Annotated in this window: 25 protein-coding genes; 4 read left to right on the forward strand and 21 right to left on the reverse strand. The window is 41.1% G+C overall.

All coding sequences use genetic code 11. The features are described from left to right. Window positions 1–84 precede the first annotated feature (84 nt). From M1F97_RS08645 to M1F97_RS08670, 6 genes are all read right to left on the reverse strand, one after another. Window positions 85–1,245: an ABC transporter substrate-binding protein gene (locus M1F97_RS08645; protein ID WP_235080312.1), complete on the reverse strand. Its 1,161-nt coding sequence runs from the start codon at window positions 1,243–1,245 to the stop codon at window positions 85–87. An 87-nt stretch (window positions 1,246–1,332) separates the two neighbouring features. Continuing rightward, window positions 1,333–1,602: a YlbG family protein gene (locus M1F97_RS08650; protein ID WP_093586633.1), complete on the reverse strand. Its 270-nt coding sequence runs from the start codon at window positions 1,600–1,602 to the stop codon at window positions 1,333–1,335. Window positions 1,603–1,680: 78 nt separating this feature from the next. Further along, window positions 1,681–2,271 (reverse strand): ATP-dependent Clp protease proteolytic subunit ClpP, encoded by a 591-nt coding sequence (gene clpP, locus M1F97_RS08655; protein WP_000613470.1) that lies wholly within the window; start codon window positions 2,269–2,271, stop codon window positions 1,681–1,683. Window positions 2,272–2,449: 178 nt separating this feature from the next. Beyond that, window positions 2,450–3,079 carry a uracil phosphoribosyltransferase gene (gene upp / locus M1F97_RS08660; RefSeq protein WP_025169005.1) on the reverse strand — a complete coding sequence of 210 codons (630 nt, stop codon included), beginning with the start codon at window positions 3,077–3,079 and terminating at the stop codon, window positions 2,450–2,452. Between the two features lie 88 nt (window positions 3,080–3,167). Further along, window positions 3,168–3,635: a deoxycytidylate deaminase gene (locus M1F97_RS08665; RefSeq protein ID WP_000136986.1), complete on the reverse strand. Its 468-nt coding sequence runs from the start codon at window positions 3,633–3,635 to the stop codon at window positions 3,168–3,170. Window positions 3,636–3,653: 18 nt separating this feature from the next. Next, complete coding sequence (locus M1F97_RS08670) at window positions 3,654–4,211, reverse strand: TetR/AcrR family transcriptional regulator (protein ID WP_125415021.1); 558 nt, start codon at window positions 4,209–4,211, stop codon at window positions 3,654–3,656. Between the two features lie 124 nt (window positions 4,212–4,335). Between M1F97_RS08670 and M1F97_RS08675 the strand changes: the two genes are divergently transcribed. The 4 genes from M1F97_RS08675 to M1F97_RS08690 are packed head-to-tail and all read left to right on the forward strand — an operon-like array spanning window position 4,336 to window position 7,421. Continuing rightward, window positions 4,336–5,181, forward strand: coding sequence for a DegV family protein (locus M1F97_RS08675; RefSeq protein WP_247944833.1), 846 nt, complete (start codon window positions 4,336–4,338; stop codon window positions 5,179–5,181). Between the two features lie 57 nt (window positions 5,182–5,238). Then, window positions 5,239–6,420 carry an NAD(P)/FAD-dependent oxidoreductase gene (locus M1F97_RS08680; RefSeq protein WP_348771726.1) on the forward strand — a complete coding sequence of 394 codons (1,182 nt, stop codon included), beginning with the start codon at window positions 5,239–5,241 and terminating at the stop codon, window positions 6,418–6,420. 13 nt (window positions 6,421–6,433) lie between these two features. After that, a complete protein-coding gene (locus M1F97_RS08685; protein ID WP_084946890.1) occupies window positions 6,434–6,955 on the forward strand; it encodes a DUF1697 domain-containing protein in 522 nt (173 codons plus the stop codon). A gap of 10 nt (window positions 6,956–6,965) precedes the next feature. Next, on the forward strand, window positions 6,966–7,421 hold the full coding sequence (locus M1F97_RS08690) for an 8-oxo-dGTP diphosphatase (RefSeq protein WP_247944835.1): 456 nt from the start codon (window positions 6,966–6,968) through the stop codon (window positions 7,419–7,421). Window positions 7,422–7,480: 59 nt separating this feature from the next. Here the strand turns inward: M1F97_RS08690 and M1F97_RS08695 are convergent, their stop codons facing one another. The 15 genes from M1F97_RS08695 to M1F97_RS08765 form a co-directional block, all read right to left on the reverse strand. Next, a complete protein-coding gene (locus M1F97_RS08695; protein ID WP_169446634.1) occupies window positions 7,481–8,026 on the reverse strand; it encodes a GNAT family N-acetyltransferase in 546 nt (181 codons plus the stop codon). Between the two features lie 447 nt (window positions 8,027–8,473). After that, a complete protein-coding gene (gene nadE / locus M1F97_RS08700; protein ID WP_169446633.1) occupies window positions 8,474–9,298 on the reverse strand; it encodes an ammonia-dependent NAD(+) synthetase in 825 nt (274 codons plus the stop codon). After that, complete coding sequence (locus M1F97_RS08705) at window positions 9,295–10,755, reverse strand: nicotinate phosphoribosyltransferase (protein ID WP_169446632.1); 1,461 nt, start codon at window positions 10,753–10,755, stop codon at window positions 9,295–9,297. The genes nadE and M1F97_RS08705 overlap by 4 nt, the downstream gene beginning before the upstream one ends. Window positions 10,756–10,871: 116 nt before the next feature. Continuing rightward, window positions 10,872–11,360 (reverse strand): DUF6773 family protein, encoded by a 489-nt coding sequence (locus M1F97_RS08710; RefSeq protein ID WP_169446631.1) that lies wholly within the window; start codon window positions 11,358–11,360, stop codon window positions 10,872–10,874. Next, on the reverse strand, window positions 11,350–11,823 hold the full coding sequence (locus M1F97_RS08715) for a DUF6773 family protein (protein ID WP_247944836.1): 474 nt from the start codon (window positions 11,821–11,823) through the stop codon (window positions 11,350–11,352). Before M1F97_RS08715 ends, M1F97_RS08710 begins: the two co-directional genes overlap by 11 nt. Beyond that, window positions 11,813–12,022 carry a helix-turn-helix transcriptional regulator gene (locus M1F97_RS08720; RefSeq protein WP_001107495.1) on the reverse strand — a complete coding sequence of 70 codons (210 nt, stop codon included), beginning with the start codon at window positions 12,020–12,022 and terminating at the stop codon, window positions 11,813–11,815. Before M1F97_RS08720 ends, M1F97_RS08715 begins: the two co-directional genes overlap by 11 nt. A gap of 146 nt (window positions 12,023–12,168) precedes the next feature. Beyond that, window positions 12,169–12,765 carry an HAD family hydrolase gene (locus M1F97_RS08725; protein WP_247944837.1) on the reverse strand — a complete coding sequence of 199 codons (597 nt, stop codon included), beginning with the start codon at window positions 12,763–12,765 and terminating at the stop codon, window positions 12,169–12,171. Window positions 12,766–12,824: 59 nt separating this feature from the next. Next, the gene (locus tag M1F97_RS08730; RefSeq protein WP_169446629.1) at window positions 12,825–13,235 is read right to left on the reverse strand and encodes a GNAT family N-acetyltransferase; all 411 of its coding nucleotides are present in this window, start codon (window positions 13,233–13,235) and stop codon (window positions 12,825–12,827) included. Between the two features lie 99 nt (window positions 13,236–13,334). Beyond that, window positions 13,335–14,699 (reverse strand): amino acid permease, encoded by a 1,365-nt coding sequence (locus M1F97_RS08735; RefSeq protein ID WP_169446628.1) that lies wholly within the window; start codon window positions 14,697–14,699, stop codon window positions 13,335–13,337. A gap of 76 nt (window positions 14,700–14,775) precedes the next feature. Further along, on the reverse strand, window positions 14,776–15,258 hold the full coding sequence (gene greA, locus M1F97_RS08740; protein WP_038805600.1) for a transcription elongation factor GreA: 483 nt from the start codon (window positions 15,256–15,258) through the stop codon (window positions 14,776–14,778). Between the two features lie 63 nt (window positions 15,259–15,321). After that, window positions 15,322–16,992 carry an endolytic transglycosylase MltG gene (mltG, locus tag M1F97_RS08745; protein WP_247944845.1) on the reverse strand — a complete coding sequence of 557 codons (1,671 nt, stop codon included), beginning with the start codon at window positions 16,990–16,992 and terminating at the stop codon, window positions 15,322–15,324. 74 nt (window positions 16,993–17,066) lie between these two features. Then, entirely contained in the window at window positions 17,067–17,570 is a 504-nt protein-coding gene (locus M1F97_RS08750) for a GNAT family N-acetyltransferase (protein WP_247944838.1), read from the reverse strand. After that, window positions 17,567–18,034, reverse strand: coding sequence for a GNAT family N-acetyltransferase (locus M1F97_RS08755; RefSeq protein WP_247944839.1), 468 nt, complete (start codon window positions 18,032–18,034; stop codon window positions 17,567–17,569). The genes M1F97_RS08750 and M1F97_RS08755 overlap by 4 nt, the downstream gene beginning before the upstream one ends. Window positions 18,035–18,044: 10 nt before the next feature. Further along, window positions 18,045–19,379 (reverse strand): UDP-N-acetylmuramate--L-alanine ligase, encoded by a 1,335-nt coding sequence (gene murC, locus M1F97_RS08760; RefSeq protein WP_247944840.1) that lies wholly within the window; start codon window positions 19,377–19,379, stop codon window positions 18,045–18,047. Between the two features lie 11 nt (window positions 19,380–19,390). Further along, window positions 19,391–20,002 (reverse strand): cystathionine gamma-synthase, encoded by a 612-nt coding sequence (locus M1F97_RS08765; RefSeq protein WP_247944841.1) that lies wholly within the window; start codon window positions 20,000–20,002, stop codon window positions 19,391–19,393. Between the last annotated feature and the right edge of the window lie 27 nt (window positions 20,003–20,029).

The raw sequence follows: 20,029 nt of genomic DNA on the forward strand, positions 1-20,029 counted from the left end.
ATTTCTCAATTTTCACAAGTTCATAAACACCGAAACAGGGAGTGAGTCAAAGGCTCATTCCCTATTTCAACTACTATTCTAATGTTATGGTTTTACAACTTCTGCTGCTTCCACTTTACCATTATTCATGGTCATCATGTAAGCCGTTTTCACTGTGTTGTGATCTGCATCAAAGCTCGTTTGACCAGTCACACCATCAAAGTCTTTGGTTTTAGCAAGGTTGTCCTTGATTTCACCTGAGTTTTTAGCACCTTTTGCAGCATTGGCTACTAGATAAACTGAGTCATAGGCCAAAGCTGAGAATGTTGAAGGTTCTTCGTTGTATTTTGCACGGTAGGCTTCAAGGAAAGCTTTAGCTTTTGCAGAAACATCAACTGTAGTTGAGAATCCTGAGATGAAGTAAATGTTTGATGCTCTTTCAGCAGTTGCTTGTTGAACAAATTCTTCACCGTTAAAGCCGTCACCACCAACGATAGGTTTATCAATTCCCATACCACGCGCTTGGTTTACGATTTTACCTGCTTCTGTGTAATAACCTGGAACAACGATAGCGTCAAACTCTTTCCCTTTCATTTTAGTAAGGGCTGCTTGGAAATCTGTATCACCTGCCACAAAAGTTTCGTCTGCAACAATTTCACCTTTGTAGGCTTCGCGGAAAGATTTAGCAATACCTTTAGCATAGTCACTTGCATTGTCAGTATATAGAACAACCTTCTTAGCGTTCAATTTGTTTGTCACATAGTTTGAAATAATCTTCCCTTGGAAGCTATCTTGGAAAGTTCCGATAAATAGATATTCTTGACCTTTGGTCAAACCGTCTTGAGTCGCACTTGGTGAAATCAATGGCACTCCTGCTTGAGTAGCATTTGCTACAGCTGCGGCAGTTGCACCAGATGTCGCAGGTCCTACGATAGCTGCAACTTTTGATTGGGTCACTAGGTTAGTTGTAACAGAGGCTGCCTCAGCAGTTTCAGATTTGTTGTCTTTGTCTACAACTTCGATTTGTTTTCCATCGATACCACCTGCAGCATTGATTTCATCAACAGCAAGTTGGGCACCTTTTTGTTCAGAAGTACCATAGGCAGCTACAGCACCTGTTTCTTCAAAGTTAAAACCGATTTTGATAGTCTTTTCGTCTACTGGGTTACCAGTTGTATTTGACGCTCCTGACTTGACCTCTCCACAAGCAGCGAGGAGAGCTACGCTAGCAAGAGCCACAAAAGATAGGGCAAATTTTTTCTTCATTTTTAATCTCCTTATAGTTGTTTCAAAAATAGTATGTTAAGAATATACCGAATTATCAGAAAATTGTCAACACATTTATCTCATTTTTTAAATGATAACGTTTTCCTCAGTGCGATAGAGATTGCCAACAAAGGGAGTTTCTAACTCTTGAATGTGGCAACGTCTTATTTTTTTGATAAATCTTTCCTTACCTAATCTCTCAACTAAGTCATCTAGCTCCTCAGTTGGAACATAGAGCTGCAAGTAACGATGCTTCTTAGAATGGTAACAGATGTCACCGTATTCCTGAAGTTTTTTTGCATCTCGATTATAGTAAAGATAGATGATTAATCCTGAACGATTGACCTTTTCAAACATGATGAATCCTCTTTCTAAGAAATCTTCTCCTATTATATCAAAAAAAGCAAACTCCGTCGAGTTTGCTTTTTAGCTTTATTAGCTCAAAGAATTGTTAGCCATGATTTCATCAATAAAGCCATATTCAAGTGTTTCTTGGGCACTCATCCAGTAATCACGTTCCGCATCTGCATGAATTTGCTCAACTGATTTACCTGAGTTAGTCGCAAGGATTTGCTCCAAAGTCTTACGAGTTTTAAGCAAGTGCTCTGCAGCGATTGCCATATCTGTCTGTTGAGTACCACCACCTGTACCACCCATTGGTTGGTGAATCATGTATTCAGCATTTGGTAGCATAAAGCGTTTGCCTTTTGCTCCACTTGATGCAATGACAGTCCCCATAGATGCAGCCATCCCCATAACGATTGTTTGGACATCTGCCTTGATAAAGTTCATGGTATCAACGATTGCCAAACCAGCTGACACAGAACCTCCAGGTGTATTGACATAAAGGTAAATATCTTTTGTGCTGTCTTGGGCATCCAAGAAGAGTAATTGGGCGATAACGGAGTTGGCCATGTTGTCTTCAACTGGACCTGTTAGCATGATGATGCGGTCTTTCAGAAGACGAGAGTAAATATCATAGGAACGTTCTCCACGGCTTGTTTGTTCAATAACTACAGGAATCATTCATTTCTCCTTTTAATGTTGAATTTTCTTAGTCTTACGACTCACTACAGAACTATTATATCTTTTTGGTCAAAAAAGGTCAAATTTTTGCTCTATACTATCGACAGAACCAAAAATTCAACCTCCTTGCGAAATTAGAAACATCCTCCAATTTCATCTTTAAAACTCCATCTGAGTCTTATTTGGTACCGAACAAGCGGTCTCCAGCATCTCCGAGACCTGGAACAATATAGCCATGTTCATTCAAGTGCTCGTCCAGAGCTGCTGTAAAGATTTCTACGTCTGGGTGAGCTGCTTGAAGAGCTTTCACTCCTTCTGGAGCAGCTACCAGACAGACAAACTTAATGTTTGATGCCCCACGTTTTTTAAGGGAGTCAACAGCCAAGATAGCTGAACCACCTGTTGCCAACATTGGATCCACTACAAAGATTTGACGTTGGTCAATATCCTCAGGCAATTTCACCAAGTATTCAACTGGTTGAAGGGTTTCTTCATCACGGTACATACCGATATGTCCAACTTTTGCTGCTGGAACCAAGCTCAAGAGCCCATCTACCATCCCGATACCTGCACGCAAGATTGGGACAATCGCCAATTTTTTACCAGCTAATTGTTTTTGAACTGTTTTTGTGATTGGTGTTTCGATTTCCACATCTTCAAGTGGAAGATCACGAAGTACTTCATATCCCATCAACATTGCAATCTCATCTACTAACTCACGAAAAGCTTTTGTAGAAGTGTCTGTACGACGCAAGATTGACAACTTGTGTTGAATAAGTGGATGATTAATGACTTCAATTTTTCCCATTTTCTGAATTCCTTCTTTCAATTTATTCTTCTTATTATATCAAAAAATGGTTTAAAAAGCTTTATAAACCACCTATTTTTATTAATTTCTAAATCAAATCTGCCTCTTGGAGAGCTGTCTGAACAGTCTCTAATGGTAAATGGGTTAACTCGGTACCTTTTTCGTGATAAAGGTATTGGGCATAGTCATCCATTCGGTACTGGTTGATATAAACTACGCGCTTACAGCCAACTTGTAGCAGTTGTTTGGTGCAGTTCAGACAAGGGAAATGGGTTACATAAGCTGTAAATCCCTTAGGTACCCCTCGTTCGGCTCCTTGCAAGATGGCATTGACCTCGGCGTGAAGGGTTCGGACACAGTGTCCTTCAATGACAAGACATTCGTGGTCGATGCAGTGCTCCGTTCCTGATACGGAACCATTGTAGCCTGTTGAAATCACCTTATTGTCCTTGACTAGGACAGCCCCCACCTTGGCACGTTTACAGGTCGAACGATTGGCAATCAGTAAGGCCTGGGCTGCAAAGTACTCATCCCAAGCTAGTCTTTTTTCTGTCATAAGTCTTCTCCTTGTCCTCTATTTTTTGAAAAATGGCAAGCGTAAATCTGCAATCTTTTCAGCTGGAACCTTCATGCCATCCTTGATCCATTTGAGCAGAACCGATACGATGGCAGAACTCCAAAAGGAATGAAGGTAGCTGCTGACACCTTTTGATTTTCCGTGGTATTTTTCCAGAAATTCCTGCATGGCTTGGATAAAAATCTTTTCCAAGTGGTAGTCCAGAGCAAGTTGGATAACCTTGGCTTCTTTCTTGGCTGCTCGAAAAAGGTGAACCCAGACTAGATAAAGGTCTGTTCTGACATCGTAGTGGCTCAATTGTTCCATGATATTATGAACACTGCGTTTAAAAACACTTTCTAAAATTGCTTCTTTAGAATCATAATTGCGATAAAAGGCAGCGCGTGAGACACCCGCCCGCTTGACCAACTCTGAAATACTAATCTTAGCCAAGTCTTTTTTTTCCAGAAGTTGCAAAAGAGCAGTCTCAATCGCTTCTCTGGTCAAGAAATTGGATTCTTGATTTGATTTTCTGAGATTTTCAAGAGATTTTTCAGATATTTTACGTTCAGACATAACAATTTCTTTCTACTTGTGACAACAGAGAGGTGGTACTTTTGTTTCAAGGGCTTTCATGATATAATTGTAAAAAAAGACAGAACCTTTGTCAATGTATAAGTGACAAAGATGGAGAATTTCTATGACTTGGAAGATTGTAGCTGACTCTGGTTGTGATTATCGTCAACTGGCAACTCCTGCTATTGATACTGAATTTGTTAGTGTTCCTTTAACCATTCAAGTAGCTGATCAGGTCTTTATTGATGATGCCAATCTCGACATTGACCACATGATGAAAACCATGTATGCGACTTCTGAGGCTTCAAAATCAGCTTGTCCTAGCCCTGATGATTACTTGCGTGCATTTGAAGGTGCCAAACATATTTTTGCCGTTACTATCACTGGTACTCTTTCAGGTAGTCATAATAGTGCACAACTCGCTAAAAATATCTACCTTGAAGAACACCCTAACACTCAGATTCATGTGATTGATAGTTTATCTGCAGGTGGGGAAGTTGACTTGATTGTCGAAAAAATCAATGACTTGATTGACCAAGGACTTTCTCATGAGGAAGTTGTTGAAGCTATTACAGCCTACCAAGAAAAAACGAAGTTGCTCTTTGTTCTTGCTAAAGTTGATAACTTGGTCAAAAATGGTCGTTTGAGTAAGCTTATCGGTGCAGTTGTTGGCCTTCTCAACATCCGTATGGTTGGGGAAGCAAGTGAAACTGGAACCCTAGAGCTTCTTCAAAAGGCTCGTGGTGCTAAAAAGTCCCTTCAAGCAGCCTATGAGGAACTCATCAAGGCTGGCTATGCTGGTGGTCGTATCGTCATGGCTCATCGCAGTAATGAAAAATTCTGTCAGCAATTGTCAGAACGCTTGCTGGAAACATTCCCTCAAGCCAATATCAAAATCATTCCAACATCTGGTCTCTGCAGTTTTTATGCAGAAGATGGCGGATTGTTGATGGGATATGAAATCAACTAAGATTATGAGCAACAAGAGATGCCAAGCATCTCTTGTTTTTTGTGGTACAATAGAGCTATGAAACATTTTGATACTATTGTCATCGGTGGTGGACCTGCTGGCATGATGGCTACGATTTCCAGTAGCTTTTATGGTCAGAAAACTCTACTCATCGAAAAAAATCGAAAACTTGGTAAAAAATTAGCTGGAACAGGCGGTGGTCGTTGTAACGTAACCAACAACGGGAGTTTAGACGACCTACTGGCTGGCATCCCTGGGAATGGGCGCTTTCTTTACAGTGTCTTCTCCCAGTTTGATAACCATGATATCATCAACTTTTTTACGGAAAATGGAGTCAAACTTAAGGTCGAGGACCACGGACGCGTCTTTCCTGCTAGCGACAAGTCTCGAACCATTATTGAAGCTTTGGAGAAGAAAATCACTGAACTCGGTGGTCAAGTCGCTACTCAAACAGAGATTGTTTCGGTTAAAAAGGTGGATAACCAGTTTGTCCTGAAGTCCGCAGATCAAACCTTCACTTGTGATAAACTGATTGTGACAACTGGTGGTAAATCCTATCCTTCTACAGGTTCAACTGGATTTGGACATGAGATCGCCCGCCATTTTAAGCACACCATTACCGAGCTTGAGGCGGCCGAGAGTCCGCTTCTGACTGATTTCCCTCACAAAGCGCTTCAGGGCATTTCACTAGACGATGTGACCCTAAGCTATGGCAAGTATGTCATCACTCATGATTTGCTCTTTACCCACTTTGGTTTATCTGGCCCTGCTGTCCTACGCATGTCCAGCTTTGTCAAGGGTGGTGAGATCCTCTCACTGGATGTCTTGCCTCAACTTTCTGAGAAGGACTTAGCTGCATTTCTAGAAGAAAATCGGGAAAAATCCTTGAAAAATGCTTTAAAAACTTTGCTTCCAGAACGTTTGGCAGAATTTTTGGTGCAAGGCTATCCTGACAAAGTCAAACAGCTGACTGAGAAAGAACGGGAACAACTTCTCCAGTCCATCAAGGCCCTCAAAATCCCTGTCACTGACAAAATGTCTCTGGCTAAGTCCTTCGTTACCAAAGGAGGCGTCAGTCTTAAGGAAATCAATCCTAAAACCCTTGAAAGTAAGCTAGTCTCTGGGCTCCACTTTGCTGGCGAGGTACTGGATATCAATGCCCACACGGGTGGGTTTAACATCACTTCTGCCCTCTGTACCGGCTGGGTGGCAGGCTCAAATCCAATAAATACCAAATAAGAAAGGAAGTCCTTTGGAACATATTATTTTACTAAGAGGCGTTACTCCCAATGGAAAAAATGCTATCCCAAAAATGTCTTATTTGGTAAATATTTTGACAGAAGCTGGTTTTCAACACGTTCGAACCTATATTCAAAGTGGGAATATCATTCTTGAAAGTGACTTAGATTTAGAAGAAATACGAGAACGCATTCATACTCTAATAAAGGAAAAAATTGGAGCTGACTTAAAAATGGTTATCAAGAATAAGGACGATTTTGAAAAGATTGTTCAAGAGAACTCATTTAGAGAAGACTATCTTCATGATCGTGTGCATGTGATCCTTTATCAAGGATTTATCCAAAGTCTGCCATTAGAAAATTTGAAAGCTGACTACGGTGAGGAAGAAATTTGTGTAGGCGATCACTGTCTCTACCTCTATCTCCCTAGAACTGCAAAACGAAAAAAGCTCAATACCAACTATCTTGAAAAACTTTTTGGCGTGGATTTGACCATGCGAAAGTTAAACGTCGTGGAAAAGTTACTAACAAAATAGGAAAAACAATATGAACAGACGAGAATTAGTCGAATTTGTCAACATGTGCATGATTAAAAACGGAAACAAAGTTCTAGTTCAAAATCGAGTTAGTCCCGACTGGCCCGGCATCACTTTTCCTGGTGGTCATGTAGAGCGTGGGGAATCTTTTACCGATGCAGTTATCAGAGAAGTCAAGGAAGAAACTGGACTAACCATATCCAAACCTCAACTTTGTGGTATCAAAGACTGGTACGATGACGAGGATTATCGGTATGTCGTCCTTTTTTACAAGACAGAACACTTTACTGGTGAACTCCAATCTTCAGACGAAGGGAAAGTCTGGTGGGAGAATTTTGACAATCTATCTCATCTAAAACTTGCAACCGATGATATGTCTGATATGCTTCGTGTGTTTCTAGAAGAGGATCTCAGTGAATTCTTTTACTATAAAGACGGCGATGACTGGCTTTATGAGTTAAAATAAAAGAGCAGAAGAAAATGACCTGAGCTTCAAAAGTTAAATTTTGAAGCTCAGGTCATTTCTTAGTTCTTTTTAATCTGGTAATAAATAAGGTCCGCAACGTAGTCTTTTCTCTCAACCCCATTGGCAATGTTTTTTAGATAGGTCATTCCAGCCTTTTCCATGACTCGGCCTGAAGCTGGGTTGAGACTGGCATAACGTGCTTTAACTTTCTGAAATCCTGCTTGAGTAAAACAGAAGTCTAACACAGCTTTCAAGGCCTCTGTCATCATACCACGGCCCCAATAGGTTTTACCTAAAATATAGCCAATTTCACAACAAGAATCATCCTCATTCATCTCAACGATGCTGATATCTCCTATCACTTGCTCTGGTTTTTCTTTGAGACAAATGGCCCATTTGTAATAGTTGGGATTGGTATAAGATGCAACCCAATTTCGAATCGAGTTTCGAGTCACGTCAACATTCGGATGAGGATCCCAGGTGACATAGGTCAGAGTCTCAGCAGATGAAGCCCAATTTTGAAACATGGCTTCCGCATCACTCTCCACAAATCTTCTTAAAATCAAACGTTCTGTCTGTAACATTTGCGTACCGATTGCTTTCATAATGTTACCTCGCTTTCTAAGCTTAAGGCTCAAGCTAAAAAGATCTCCCGGACCTTCTTCGCTTTCTCATTTCTAGGCTCAGGGTAAAAACCTCCACTGGAGGTTATTCTTGCTTCCCAGTTTCTAGGCAAGAAGCTAAAAAGGTTCCTCGGGCCTTCCTCGCTTTCTCATTTCTAGACTCGGGGTAAAAAGACTATACTCAGTAACAGCTAGAAAATAAGTTTTTCATCTAGTTACTTGACGCAGTCGCTGTCTGGTTTGAAATGCGCTTTACCAAGCTTTTTCAAACCTAGTCATCGTTGCGGGGGTGAGACAAGGAAAATCGAACTCTACGAGTTACCGAATCTGCCTCGTTTTCCCGTTTCTAGACTCGGGCTAAAAAGGTCCACAGGACCTTCCTCGCTTTCTCATTTCTAGGCTCAGGGTAAAAAGGTCCACAGGACCTTTTTACTCCCAAAAGTCATCAAAAACGGTGATTGGTAGGTGGCGTTTGTGTTGGCCTTTGTGCCACCAGTTTTCAATAATCGCTTGGGCTTCTGGGCTGACTTGTTTGCCTTCGAGGTAATCATCAATTTCATTGTAAGTGACTCCCAAGGCTACTTCGTCTGCAATACCTGGTTTTTCTTCTTCCAAATCTGCTGTTGGAATTTTTTCATAAAGGGCGGAGTCTGCACCAAGTTCCTTCAAGAGTTGTTTTCCTTGACGTTTATTGAGGCGGTAAAGAGGGAGAATGTCTGCACCACCGTCACCAAACTTGGTAAAGAAACCTGTGATATTTTCCGCAGCATGGTCTGTTCCCATAACCGCACCACTATGTGCCCCTGCAAGCGCATATTGAGCAATCATGCGACTACGAGCCTTGATATTTCCCTTATTAAAGTCTGAAACAGAGCTTCCTGTCGCTTCAACTGCTGCTGTCATAGCGTCAGCTGATTCCTTGATATTCACAACCAAGCTGACATCCGGCTGGATGAAAGCGAGGGCTTTTTGAGCATCTGCTTCATCAGCTTGCACTCCATATGGCAGGCGGACAGCGATAAATTGGTAGTTGTCATCTCCTGTCTCTGCTCGCATTTCTTCCATAGTTAATTGCGCCAAACGCCCTGCTAAGGTTGAGTCTTGTCCTCCAGAAATCCCTAGTACAAAGGTTTTAAGGAAGGGGTGTTTTTTTAAGTATCTCTTTAAGAAATCAACCGAACGACGAATTTCTTCCTGGGCGTCAATCACTGGCTTGACACCTAGTTGCTGGATAATGGTCTCTTGCAAACTCATTCTTCTTCTCCTTCGCCAAGAGCTTCCTTGCGCATCTTATCAATCAAGTCCATCTTATCTTGCCAAATATCACGCGCCAAGTCTACTGGATAGTGTTGCGGATTGAGCACGCGTTTGTATTCATCCCATAGCTTGTCAAATTCCTTACGAGCATAGGCCTGGATGTCAGTCAAACTAGGCAAGCTGTAAACTAATGTTCCTGCTTTGAAAATATCCACCAAGAGAGGAACGGCATCAAAATTTCGAACGGTCTTTTTGATATAGGTATAAGTTGGATGGAACATCTTGATTTCTGTCATGCTAGCAACATCTACGCCATCATAGGTAATGTAGTCACCCTCTGACTTGCCTTTTTCACGACTGGTAATGCGCCATACCTGCTTCTTACCTGGCGTAGACACTTTTTCAGCATTATTGGACAATTTGATGGTATTGCGCATCTGGCCATTTTCATCTTCAATAGCCACAATCTTATAAACTGCCCCAAGAGCTGGCTGATCATAGGCTGTAATCAGCTTGGTTCCCACACCCCAGACATCAATCTTGGCCTTTTGCATCTTGAGATTGAGGATAGTATTTTCATCAAGGTCATTGGAAGCATAAATCTTAGCCTCTGTAAAGCCAGCCTCGTCCAGTTGCTGACGGACTTTCTTGGAAATGTAGGCAATATCCCCAGAGTCGATACGAACGCCCTTAAAGTTAATCTTGTCTCCCAACTCACGCGCTACCTGAATGGCAGCTGGCACACCGATTCGCAACGTGTCATAAGTATCTACTAGAAAGACACAGTCACGATGGGTCGCCGCATAAGCCTTGAAAGCTTCATAGTCGTTTCCATAAACTTGTACCAAGGCATGGGCATGAGTCCCCAAGACAGGAATATCAAAGAGTTTACCAGCACGCACGTTACTGGTTCCATTGGCGCCACCAATCACGGCTGCGCGTGTTCCCCAGATAGCTGCATCCATTTCTTGCGCACGACGTGTCCCGAATTCCATCAAAGGCTCATCTTCAATGACTGAACGAATACGTGCTGCCTTGGTCGCTATCAAGGTTTGAAAGTTAACGATGTTTAAGAGAGCCGTTTCGACCAATTGACATTGGGCTAGAGGTCCTTCAACCTGCACAATCGGCTCATTAGCAAAAACCAAGTCCCCTTCCTGAGCAGAACGAACCGTTAGTTCTAAATTGAGATTTCGTAGGTAATCCAAGAATTCTCCATGATACCCAAGCGTCTCCAAGTAGGCAATATCGCTATCTGAAAAGCGTAAGTCTTCAAGATAATGTACAATTCTTTCCAAACCAGCAAAAACCGCATAGCCGTTATTAAACGGTTGCTGGCGGAAGTAAACCTCAAAAACCGCCTTCTTATTGTGAATTCCTTGGTCAAAGTAAACTTGCATCATGTTAATCTGGTACAAGTCCGTGTGCAATGTCAAACTATCATCTGGATACATCTGTTTTCCTTCTTCCTACTTTACAAAGGTATGAACATATTCTACCACTTTCACACCATCCGATAAATTAGTACTATTATAACACATTTTACCGAGATTGATAAAAAACTAACAAGCTATTCTCCGTTCTCCAGTTCATCCATATCTTGCTCGAACTTTTTTTGAGCCCATTCGCCATAACTTTTAAGCCCGAGATTGCCGATAAAAACCCAAGGAAGGTAAATCAGATAAGTAATGACCCAAGCAGACAAGTATTTAAAGTTCAGAGGATTGTGCTGATAAATTTCGATATTGAATTGATAATTCTGCAACATCAAAAGAGTCGTAATAGCGAGAGTTACCAGCAAACACCCTATAATTGTAAAATGAAAACGACTATAGTAGTTCACACCCAAATCTCGAGCACGGCCGAAAAAGTAAGAAGTTCCAATAATGATAATGATGAGAATCATTCTCGGATTAAAAAGACTTGGTGCTAATACTGTAATCATATAAGATAAAAGCAAGAAAGCTATAGAGATATAGAAACTTTCAGCCCCCGCTTTATTCATCAGTTGTTCTTCTCTTTCGTCTAGTAATTGATAATAAAAAAATCTATTTTTCATCTTCTTCCTCCCAAACTTGCTGATTTCTGCGATTCAAGTATAGGATAACTCTATCCATAGAATAACTCCCAACGAGATAGATGATAACTGCTAGAACCACTTTTAGGGAGTACTTCCAAGTCAATAGACTGATCAGTTCCTCGCGATTGCCTACGATATCAATCAATAAAACCACTATAGAAAATCCCAAAGCAGATAAAATTCTTTCTTTTCCAGTATTCTCAACAATATCTCGAATATCAATTCCTACATACATGCGGCGAATAATGGCATACAAACCAACTCCAATCAATAAAAGTAATTCTGGCAAATAGGACAAAAGCGTTAAATTGAAAATATAAACTTTGGCAAAAATTTCCAGTGCCAAAAATAGGCACATTCCCAAGAGAATTTCTCCTGAAATCTTTCCATCCAATTTTTCCGTACGTTCATCTTTGATCACAAGTTTTTTTCTATTTTTCATCTTCTTCCTCCCAAAATAATTGATCTAAAGTTTTGCCTAAGCATCTGCAAATGGACTGGCAAAGGGAAAGACTAGGATTGTATTTCCCAGCTTCAATCAAGCCTATAGTCTGCCTAGTAACACCCACAGCTTCTGCCAAATCCCCTTGTGTCAAGTCAAGCTCCACACGAGCTAATTTTAATTTTAAATTTTTAGCCACTAGCGTCCTCCTTCACATTTTTAAAAAGTTACGCTTCTTTTAAAAACATTATACCATATATCTAACTTAATGCAATATATAAATGTCATTTTGTAAGATTTTATTAACAAAAAAACTCTCTACCACAAAAATAGAGAGTGTTGCCTTTAAATATAGGATTTCAAAATATCGACGACATCACTTCTTTTCTTGACCTGATAGGCCTTGATGCCCAATTTCTGGGCTGCGTTTGTATTGTCCTCAATATCATCTAGAAAGACACAATTTGTAGGATCTAACTGGTATTTGTCGAGAATCTCCTTAAACATTGCCAAATCAGGCTTTATAGCTTTTATATCACAAGATAGGATAAAGCCATCTAAAAGTTCTTTTATGGGAGATAGCTGCTCTTCCAGCAAGTCATAAAATACCTTTGAGGTATTGGACAAGACAAAGATGCGATGCCCCTTTTTCTTTAGTTCTGACAAGACAGGAAAGACTTCCGTATAAATGTCAATGTAGCTAGGCCAGTTCCAGATAACTTCTTCGACCTTCTTTTGATAGGTCCTTCCAATCATGGACACAACTTTAAGCACTAATTCTTCTCTCGTCATGGTACCAAGATCTAATCTCTCCCAAAGCCCCGACTGAAAAATAGTCTTATCTAAAATCAGATAATCTTTCTTTATCTCCGAAACACCTTGCAAAATCTTATCCTTGTTCCATTCTAATAAAACGTTGCCCATATCTAATATTATGTCCATTAGCCCACCTCCATAGTGATGTGAAAAATCCCTCTTTGCTTTATACTTTCATATTCAGCTTACAAATCCTTTTGGTAATAAAATCTTTTCCCTGTGTAGGGATAGTCTTGCAAGGTAAAGACTTCCTTGTAGCCATGCCCTTTATAAAAATCTGGCGCTTGAAACTGGTAAGTATTGACGAAAGCAAAACGACAGTTTCGATTCTTAGCTTCATTTTCTGCCTGTTGCAATAGTTTTGAACCGATTCCTTGCCCTCGCAGTTCCTCTGTTACAAACAAATACTCAATTTCCAACCAATTTCCGAAAGTCTCAGCTACTAAGCCTGCCATAAGATTGCCCTTTTCGTCTTCGAGATAAAGATTCAGTGGCTCACTTGCAGCCTCTTCTCTTTTGGAACGATTATAAGTGCGAATCAGATTCCCTATTTCTTGCGCTTTATGAGATTCCTTATTTTCCAATCTAACGTACATCCAAACCTCCTAAAAACTGATACAGCTTGATTATAATCCTATTTCAATAGACTGTCAAACTAGAAAAAACTCACCAAGCAGAGTTGATGAGTTCATGATTTATTTTCTAAATTTCCACTGACTATAAATTCCGAAACCGATAATCCAGATGGCTGAACCAACTGCCCCCATGAAAGTAGACTCTTGCAAAAAGAGAGTCACAAAAACAAAGACAAAAAAGAGGATCGTTAGGGGATTGAGCAAACGATACTGAGGCATGAGGTAGCCATCCGCCATGAAGTCTTGTGACTTGCGGTATTTGAGGTGAGCCACCATGATCAAGATATAAATCGCGATGTAAACACCTGATGAGGACGCCGTAATCAAAGCAAAGGCATCGGAAACACCTGGCAAAACATTGATAAAGGCAGCCAGAGCAATCAAGATTGCTGAGGCGATGATGGCATTTTGCGGAACATTGTGACGAGAAAGAGTATCTGCCTTAATCGCTTTTAAGAAGCGATTGGGCGAATCATGAGCAATCTGGTAGAGGTGTCGACCTGTTGAGTAGAGAGTTGAGTTAAGAGCAGACGCTGCCGACGTCAAAACGACAAAGTTAATCAGAGCTGCCGCCCACTTGATACCTGCTAGCTCAAAGACCGTTACAAATGGTGAATCTGAAGAAGCAAGTTCTCTCCAGGGAATGATAGACATAATGGCTAATAGAGCTCCACCATAGAAGAAGACAATTCGGAGAGGAATTTCCTTAACGGCCTTGGGTAAAACTTGACGAGGATTCTTCGTTTCAGAAGTTGTCACCCCGATAAACTCAATCATCAAATAGGCAAAAAATACCATTTGAAAGGCCATGACAAAGTTCATGACTCCGTTTGGAAAAAGAGAGAACTGGTCGCTGATATTTGCCAGACTTGCAGCCCCATGTGGCGTCTCAAATCCAGTTAAAACCATAAAGGCTCCCGTTGCAATCATAGCTAAAATAGCCACAATCTTAACCATTGCAAACCAAAACTCGACTTCTCCAAAGAGCTTAACCGCAATCAGATTGACCAAGGCCAAAATCGTTAAAAAGACAATCTGAATCAACCAACTAGGCCAGCTAGGAAACCAAAACTGAACATAATGCGAAATCGCAGTGATTTCTGCCATACCGATAAAGACGACAGACAACCAATAAGACCATACCGAGAAATACCCCCAGCCTTTCCCCAAATGACGGGTGATAAAGTTGATAAAAGTATGCTGTTCTGGATCCTGGTAGAGCATCTCTCCAACAGCCCTCATCATCAAAAACATAAAGGCTCCTGTAATCATGTAAATCAGGATGATAGAAGGTCCAGTAAGGCTGATAGAACGACCAGCACCTAGGAAAAGTCCTGTTCCGATTGTCCCAGCAATGGCCATCACCTGAACGTGGCGATTGGTTAATCCACGCTCCATTTTATTTTTCTTCTTATTTTCACTCATATAGTCTCCTATTTATTCAAAAAACCAAAAAGGAGTTGAGCAAGACAAGACCTCCACTACTCCTTTTTCATCCTATTTAGGCTGTTTTTTCAACCTTCAAGATTTTTACATCATAGCTACCAACTGGTGTCTCAATGGTCGCTGTATCACCAGTCTTTTTACCGATCAAGGCTTGCCCAATCGGGCTCTCATTTGAAACCTTACCAGCAAAAGCATCTGCACCTGCAGAACCGACGATGATATAGACTTCTTCGTCATCTTCACCGACTTCTTGGATCGTTACAGTCTTACCGATTGCTACCTCATCTTGGGCAACTGCATCGCTATTAACGATTTCAGCATAGCGGATTTTAGTTTCCAAGCTTGAAATTTGTCCTTCAACAAAAGCTTGTTCATCTTTCGCTGCTTCATACTCACTATTTTCTGAAAGGTCTCCATAGGAACGAGCAATCTTAATACGCTCTACGACTTCGGGACGTCGAACGAGTTTCAACTCCTCTAATTCTTTTTCTAGTTTTTCCTTTTCTTCAAGGGTCATTGGGTAAGTTTTTTCTGCCATTTTTCTCAACTTTCTTTTCTTAATTTGTTTTTAAAACAAAATTATGTGGAAAACCACATAATTTTAGTTTGAACTACTTGATTGGGTTAGTTTGCTATTGATGTGTTCTGCAACGTTTTGATCATGTTCTTCTTTTGTCGTTGCAAAGTACACTTTACCATCTTCTACATTGGCTACAAAGTACAAGTACTCACTCTTTGTCTGGTTTACACTTGCTTCAATCGCATCTGAACTTGGGCTATCAACCGGTCCAGGCATGAGGCCAAGGTGTGTATAAACATTGTATGGTGAATCAATCGTTGTATCAATTCCAGCGTCATCTGCTAAACTAATCTTTTGACCAAGTTTTCCTTGAGCATATAGGATAGCGATATTACTTTGAAGTGGCATACCAACATTCAAGCGGTTATAGAAGACACCTGCGATTTTCTTGCGGTCTTCGGTCTTAGCACCTTCTTTTTCGACAAGTGAGGCAATGCTGAGCAATTCATTGACTGTCAGATTCCTTTCTTTGATCGTAGCGTAATATGGTGACAAGGCCTTATCCATAGCAGCTACCATCTCATCAATCAAACTTTCAACTGTAGTGCTTTCTTTGATAGTATAAGTTGCTGGGAAAAGGTAACCTTCTAGGCGATAACGAACCCCGCTATCTTTTGTTGGTAGACTTCCAAGCAAGTTTGGATACTTGGCTACTACTTGAGAGATAAAGGTCTCATCTTGAGCTTTTGCCAAGAAAGCATCCGCAGTAAGAGGTTCTTTAAATTCACCTTGAAGTTGTCCTACTGTTTGAGCGATTTGCTCTAATGTATATCCTTCTGGAATTGTCAGACTTGCAAGAGCTGGTTCTTGTGGTTCAGGAGTTCCCCCCTTTTGCAATTCTTGGATCAATTCATCCGTACTCATGCTCTTCTTCAAGTTGTAATAACCTGATTTTAAGTCTGCGCCCTTATATTTAGCATAAAAGCTAAAGATAAGTCCATGTTTAACAAGACCAGATTTTTCCAAAGTGCTCCCAATTTCTTGAACATTTGAACCTTTCGGGATTTGAACTGTCACATAGTCCTTAGAACTTGCATCAACAGGTTTCAAGGATTCTTTAACGTATCCATAACCAAAGAAGCCACCAATACCTCCAAGCACTAGAAGAACTAGGAAAGTAAGCAAGCAACCTTTAGCTTTTGATTTCTTCTTTTTCTTAGCTGGCTTTGTTCCTTCACGACGACTGCGTCGTGGAGCATCTGCTAGGTTATCAACTTTCTCAACTGGAGCAGGGACTACATTCTCCACAACAGGAGGGACTGATTCTTCTTTTTTGTCATCCGTTTTATAGGAAACAGCCACTTTAGTTGGAGTAGTGTTAAACTCTTTGTCTTCCTTTTTAGGCTCTACAGCATCAATCTTGGCTGGTGCGGGCTCTTCTAGTTTTGACTCTTCTGGTTCTGGTGCTGTCACTTCGCTTGATTCAAAACTTGGGCGTGGTGGCACACTTGGGGCATTTTTAAGGATTTCATCCACAGTTGACAGAGAGTCTACCATTAAACCTTCTGTGGCAAGATTTGGTTCTTGTTCAGAAGGAGCGGGTGGAGTTACTTGAGAAGATGGAGTTGGGGTGGTCGGACTTTCATCTTCTTTCCCCCTTCTTTCTCTCTCTCTGACTCTCTCTAAATCACGTAAAATCTGCTCTTTGAAGCTTAATTTTTCTTCTTCTCTTGATTTTTCGGACAAAAGTATTACCTCCTTGTTGACAATCCATAATATTATATCTCAAAAATTGCAGAAAAGCAACCAACTAGGGCATTCCCTAGCTAGTTTTCTTTATTTTCAGGCTGCCAGACCATATCATACCATGTTTCCCCAGCAAAGCTTGACTGGGATATTCCTTCATTAACAAAGCCATGCTTTTCGTAATATGAGATAAGATAATCATGACAAGTCAGGTTAATGCCTTCTCGTTCATGTTCCAAAGCGACTTCTTTTAGAGCCCTTAACAGTCTTTTTCCCACGCCCAAAGCTTGTGCCTCCTTGGCTACCGACAGGCTCGTTACTGAGATATAACCACCAGATCGATGGCTATGGTCCTCTACTTCTTCCGTAAAGGACTGATCATGTAGATGGCGGTGTGGGACGACTGGACCTTCGATATAACCAAGAATACGCCCCTCTTTTTCAGCTACCAGAAAACTGGTCTGAATTTCCCGCAAATGTGCCTCAAAGACCGAACGAGGAATGGCTTCTTCAAAGGAGAAATTCTCTAGCTCTATCTCTAAAATCCGATTTAAATCCGAAAATCTTGCTTGTCTGATTTTCATATTTCCTCCTGATAAAAAGGATTGGCCCAAATCAGATCCCATCCCGAAGATCTTGCGTACAAAGCCTCTAGCAATCCTCCCGCAGTAAAGTCATTCATCTCAAAATAAGAGAGCAAGTCATCAGGACAAGTCAAGCGAAGATACTCATACCCTCCTTCCACCGCCATTTGTTTCAAGTTAGCAAGAAGAAGGGTCCCCAAGCCTTGCCCGCGATGGTCAGGATGAATAGCTAATGATCTTATTTCTATCCATGTGGGATGGAGAGACTGAGACTCTCCTAAAACATAGCCCACCAGCTGATTTTCATCCCTAGCTACAAGAAAGGTACCCGCAGACTTGCGGATACACTCTTCTAAGGATTGTCGACTCACTGCCTCTTCTGATGAAAAATTGGCTTCTTCAATCGCCAAAATTTCATTTAAATCTGATAAGGCGGCTTGCCTTATAGTGATTGGAATTTCCATCTGGTTTTCCTTATTGGACGTTGCTTGTCAAGTTTGACAAGAGACGTTCAAATGAGTACTCATAGGTTTGGATGTCTCCAGCACCCATAAAGACGTAAACAGCATTGTCATGGTCTAGGAGTGGAGAAACATTTTCAACTGTGATGACTTGGTTTTTCTTCGTGATCTTACTTGCTAGGTCTTCTACCTTGACATCTCCGTGATCTACCTCACGTGCTGATCCATAGATTTGCGCTAAGTAGACTGCATCTGCCTGATTCAAGGCTTGTGCAAAATCATCCAACAAGGCGATGGTTCTTGTAAAGGTATGCGGTTGGAAGATTGCTACGATTTCCTTGCTTGGGTATTTCTGACGAGCAGCATCCAAGGTCGCGATGATTTCTGTTGGATGGTGGGCAAAGTCATCAATGATCACTGTATCATTGACAATTTTCTCAGTGAAACGACGCTTGACACCTGCAAAAGTTTTCAAGTGTTCACGCACCAAGTTCAAATCAAATCCTGCTGTGTAGAGAAGACCAATAACAGCTGTCGCATTCATAATATTGTGACGACCAAAGGTTGGAATGTGGAATTGACCTAATTCTTGTCCACGGAAATGAACTGTAAAGGTTGATCCAGTCGTAGAACGAAGGAGATCACTAGCTACAAAGTCATTGCCCTCAGCTTCAAACCCATAGTAATAGATTGGCGCATTGGCTGTGATCTTACGCAACTCAGCATCCTCACCGTATACAAACAAACCTTTGGTAATTTGTTTGGCATAGTCGTTAAAGGCATTGAAAACATCCTCTAGACTTGTAAAGTAGTCTGGATGATCAAAGTCAATGTTGGTGATGATAGAGTATTCTGGATGGTAAGGCATGAAATGGCGCTCGTATTCGTCTGATTCGAAGACAAAATATTTAGCATTTTCTGAACCACGACCTGTCCCATCACCAATCAAAAAGCTGGTGTCTGTGATGTGAGACAAGACGTGTGACAACATACCAGTCGTTGAAGTTTTCCCATGTGCTCCTGCCACTCCCATGCTGACAAAGTCGCGCATAAAGCTACCTAGGAATTCGTGGTAACGTTTGTAGCTGATACCATTTTGATCTGCATAGGCGATTTCAACGTTGTTATCTGGACGGAAGGCATTTCCAGCGATAATCTCCACATCACCTTGTAGGTTCTTTTCATCAAAAGGAAGAATCGCAATTCCTGCCTGCTCTAGTCCACGTTGAGTAAAGTAGTACTTTTCAACGTCTGACCCTTGAACCTTATGCCCCATTTGGTGCAACATCAAGGCCAAGGCACTCATCCCTGATCCCTTGATTCCAATAAAATGATATGTTTTTGACATGCTTTTCTCCCTTATTCAGTGATTCTTGTCAGATTCAACTCTTGGGCAACCTGACGTTCCTGTTCTGTTTGCTTATTCTTTTTATTATAGATTTGACTCTTCTTTAGAAAATCATAGTTGTTCTTTTTATTTTTTCCCGTTTGGGTTTTCGGAGTTGGAGTCGCCACTTGGCCAACCTCTTCAGCTAGAATATAGTGAGACTGGATCAAGTTTTTGCTAAACTTGGCAAACTCACCTGGATTTTCCTTTTGAAATGGTGCTGTTGGTTGGTTTCCTTGACGAACAAGTGTTGAACCATTGTGTCGTCTGGTATGACTAACATCCTGAGTCAAATACTTGGCTGAACGTTTCTTCTTCAAGTCCGCACGCGCCTCTTCTCGAGCCAGCTCAGCATACGTTTTTTCAACTTTTTTAGGTTCTGGGCTCGGCTTTGACTCCTTTTTAACCACTGGAGAAACTACGGTTTCTTCCTCATTGATAGGAGACCATTCTAAATGATTTTTATCTCGGTAATCACCTCTGATATTGCTAATAAAGTCTGACTCATCGTACAAGTCCATGACTGGCATTTTGGTCAGCATGATCTCGTCATCTGACACCAATGGAAATCGATCTTGTTTCATTTTGTATTTCCTTTCAACACTTCATTA

The sequence above is a fragment of the Streptococcus oralis genome (assembly GCF_023110435.1).
GTDB lineage: Bacteria > Bacillota > Bacilli > Lactobacillales > Streptococcaceae > Streptococcus > Streptococcus oralis_CF.